Genomic DNA, 3,398 nt, shown 5'->3' on the forward strand with positions numbered 1-3,398 from the left:
ACTCACGACCTCTACACACTCAAGCCCGGAGAGTATTCCACCGCCTGGCACGAAAGCGGAGACGGCGACGACATGCTGGAACCGGGTGAGGTTGTGGAGCTGACCCTACCCCTTCAGCAGCCCATACCCGCCAATACGAGAGTCAGCGCCGATTTCGCTACCTTCTACCGGGGAACGTTAGTCCTGTTGTTCCGCACACCGGATGTGATAGAATCCTCCGGGCAGATACTCGAATTTACCGCTGAACCGTTTGTCCCGCACTGACCGGGGAGATCCGCCTGTAAGTCTCACGATCCCGGTCGAGGGAGCCTCTGCCCGCACGTCCTGGGGAATAACCCGAAGGTAGCGAACGGCTTAAGAGAGTCTCGCCGCACCTGACGGTGCTCCCGTTCGCTTTCGCTCACACCTCAAAGACCTCTGGTCTTCTCGAACTCCTGTCCCGAAGCCTGATGGCTTCTCAAGCTCCGGACGTTCCGTCCGTCGCATCCTACGGACGGTCGTTCTCCGGAACATCGCACCCATCGGCCCGTCGCAACTCACTCTTCCGCCGGTTCCCGCCCGGGCGGCATCCCTGCCGCTCGGGCCTCGGCGAGGATCGAGAGAATCCCCTGCTTCAGCACCGGGAGATCGTCCTGCACGGTCAGGAACACCGCTTCGTAATCCACGCCGAAGTAGTGGTGAATAATCCGGTCCCGTATCCCGGCCGCCTCCCTCCAGGGGATCTCCGGGTGCTCCCCGCGTAACTCCGGCGAGATCCTCTTTGCCGCTTCGCCGATGATGGTCGGCATCCGCTCGATCCCGGCGTGTTCGATTCCCGCGAGTTCGAGCGGGTGAAGGGGACCTCGGCCGGTGCGATCTCTGTGACCATAGGAAGGCACTGTATCGATCGCAGGAGGCACAGGCGGAAGGTCAAGCGTGGGATACTCCTGGGTGATGCGGGGGGACGCAAAGGAGAGGGTGAGATGATACGTATATCATCGAGGAATTGCCAATGTAAAAGTGGTAACAGAGGGACAGATCTCCCGGAATATCTTGATCTCACTGCCCGGACGGTGAGAGATCTGTAACTCTTCTGGAATGAGGAGGACAGTGCGGAGGGAGGGTTGAGGGTTTTTGAAGAGGGGCACAGAATGAAAGAGAGAGGATGTTTATGCGACCTCGTTGACGAACTGCGTCGCTATCCTACAGAAAAAGAGTGGTTTGACTTCAAAGTGAACAACTTCGAACCACACATGATAGGAGAATACATCTCCGCTTTGAGCAACTCGGCACTTCTCCATCGAGTGAAAAACGGATATCTGGTCTTTGGAATCGACGACGCTACTCATGAGATTCTCGGTACAACATTCACTCCACGGACAGAGAAAGGACGGGGGAACGAAGACCTTGAACCGTGGTTGAAACGGTTACTCGATCCCCGTGTCGACTTTTCGTTCCATGAGATTACGTGCGAAGATAGACCTATTATCGTTGTTCAGATCGACGCCGCATACGAACGTCCCGTCAGGTTTGATGGAACCGAGTATATCCGGGTAGGTTCGTATAAAAAGAAACTCTCCGATCACCCGGAGCTGGAGCGTAAGTTATGGGCGCTTACGCATCCCGTCATGTTTGAAGAGGGATACGCATCTTCGGGCATAACAGGCAATGAAGTACTCGATCTCCTTGATTATCCGGCGTTTTTCCACCTTCTTGAGATTCCGCTTCCGGAAAGTAAGTCCGGGATTTTAAAGAGGCTTGAGGAAGAACAAGCAATTTCCAGAGATGGGGCAGGATTTAACATCACGAACCTGGGCGCACTTCTTTTTGCGCGCGACCTCGACAACTTCCCGTCTCTCCGCAGGAAAGGGCTGCGCATTATTATATACGATGGCAAAGGCCGGACGCACGCGAAGAAAGAGCATAGCCCTCGCGGGGGATACGCCACTGCGTTTGAGTCTGCAATCGACTGGATCTGTGACCAACTGCCTTCTAACGAGGTCATCGAGGGTGCATTGCGGGTTGAGGAGAGGATGTACCCGAAGGTTGCAATCCGTGAAATCGTCGCGAATGCCCTCATTCATCAGGATTTCTCCGTATCCGGAACCGGGCCCATGGTTGAGATCTTTGAGGACCGCATGGAGATCTCGAATCCCGGAAAACCCCTGATTGATCCCGAACGGTTCATCGACCATCCTCCCCGATCACGAAATGAAACCCTTGCTTCGATGATGCGCAGGATGAACATCTGCGAAGAGCGGGGAAGCGGGGTTGACCGCGCCATCGGGTGTATTGAATTGTACCAGTTGCCTGCACCGGACTTCCAGGAAGACGAGGATTTCATGCGCGTCACACTCTTCGCGCATCAGAGTTATAGCGAGATGGGACGGGAGGACAGAGTGAGGGCCTGTTACCAGCATGCATGTCTCAGATATGTCTGCAGGGAGTCTATGACGAATGCCTCGTTGAGAGGGCGGCTGGGCATCAACGATCAGAACTACCCTATTGCCTCCCGCATTATCGGTGATACGATAGAGGCGGGTCTGATTCGACTGCAGGACCCGGAAACTCGATCAAACAGAACCAGGAGATATGTCCCGTACTGGGCATGAGGTATGTAATCCATACGTGCTGATTGTTCTGACTTTGATCCGAAAAAATTCATTTTGCGAGAATATCTCAGAATACGCCAATTTTAGTTGATTTTTGATATGTAACGGGTATGTAATCCATACACGACCGCCGGTATGTACATCCCGGTTCAAAGAGCCAGCTCTCCCCTCTTCGTAAAACCCCTGATTGGATACTGTATCGCCATATCTCATCGCGTATCGACTTTCAAGGAATGTAACGGGCATGTAATCGGCCGTGTGGCACTCCAAAACAATCGTCATATCGATGCCAATAGAGGCCTCCCTGCCTCTACAACCTGCCCCACGATCTCCTGCGCCTGGGTGGCAGGCTACACCGCCGCCGGAGCCGAAGTACTCCCTTCCGGGACAGAGAGCCTCTGGAGCACCGTGGCCGGCCATTACGCCCCCACGCCGGCGACTTCCTCTCCGGGCTCCGGGCCCTATGCGGTCTTCTTCGAGCCGCTCCGGGCCGGGACCGCGGTATTGTATGCCGCCGTCTTCGCAAAATGCACCTCCCCCCGCCTCCTCGCCTGCGCCGTCCCGGTGCTGATGTTCTTTCCACTCGCCTGGGAGGTCGTCGTCGACTTCCGGTTCGCCACCAGCTGCTGGGAGGGGTACCACTTCTGGATACCGGTGGTGCAGTACCTCTGGTACATCCAGTACGCGATCTTCCCGCTCTGAGTAGGGTCGAACAGAGGACATAGGATTGCTCCGGCGTCCCGATCCATGGCCGGACCCCGCATTTGTGCAACAGGTTGCTGCACAAATTCCATGATTCCATAACTG

At 55.6% G+C, this 3,398-nt stretch carries 4 protein-coding genes; 3 read left to right on the top strand and 1 reads right to left on the bottom strand.

From position 1 onward, the window contains the following. A partial coding sequence (locus BP737_RS07670; RefSeq protein ID WP_342686087.1) for a hypothetical protein occupies positions 1-264 on the top strand: 264 nt, incomplete at its 5' end. Positions 265-536: 272 nt separating this feature from the next. On the opposite strand, the gene BP737_RS07675 is transcribed toward BP737_RS07670, so the two are convergent. After that, positions 537-878, bottom strand: coding sequence for a DUF86 domain-containing protein (locus BP737_RS07675; RefSeq protein ID WP_342686088.1), 342 nt, complete (start codon positions 876-878; stop codon positions 537-539). 252 nt (positions 879-1,130) lie between these two features. Here BP737_RS07675 and BP737_RS07680 point away from each other — a divergent pair, with 252 nt between their 5' ends. Together BP737_RS07680 and BP737_RS07685 are read left to right on the top strand one after the other, a co-directional pair. Beyond that, positions 1,131-2,591, top strand: a complete 1,461-nt coding sequence (locus BP737_RS07680) for an ATP-binding protein (protein WP_342686089.1) — start codon at positions 1,131-1,133, stop codon at positions 2,589-2,591. A gap of 258 nt (positions 2,592-2,849) precedes the next feature. Further along, on the top strand, positions 2,850-3,293 hold the full coding sequence (locus BP737_RS07685) for a hypothetical protein (protein WP_292407174.1): 444 nt from the start codon (positions 2,850-2,852) through the stop codon (positions 3,291-3,293). Positions 3,294-3,398: the final 105 nt, after the last annotated feature.

The organism is Methanoculleus sp. UBA291, from assembly GCF_002499755.1.
Classification (GTDB): Archaea; Halobacteriota; Methanomicrobia; order Methanomicrobiales; family Methanoculleaceae; genus Methanoculleus; species Methanoculleus palmolei.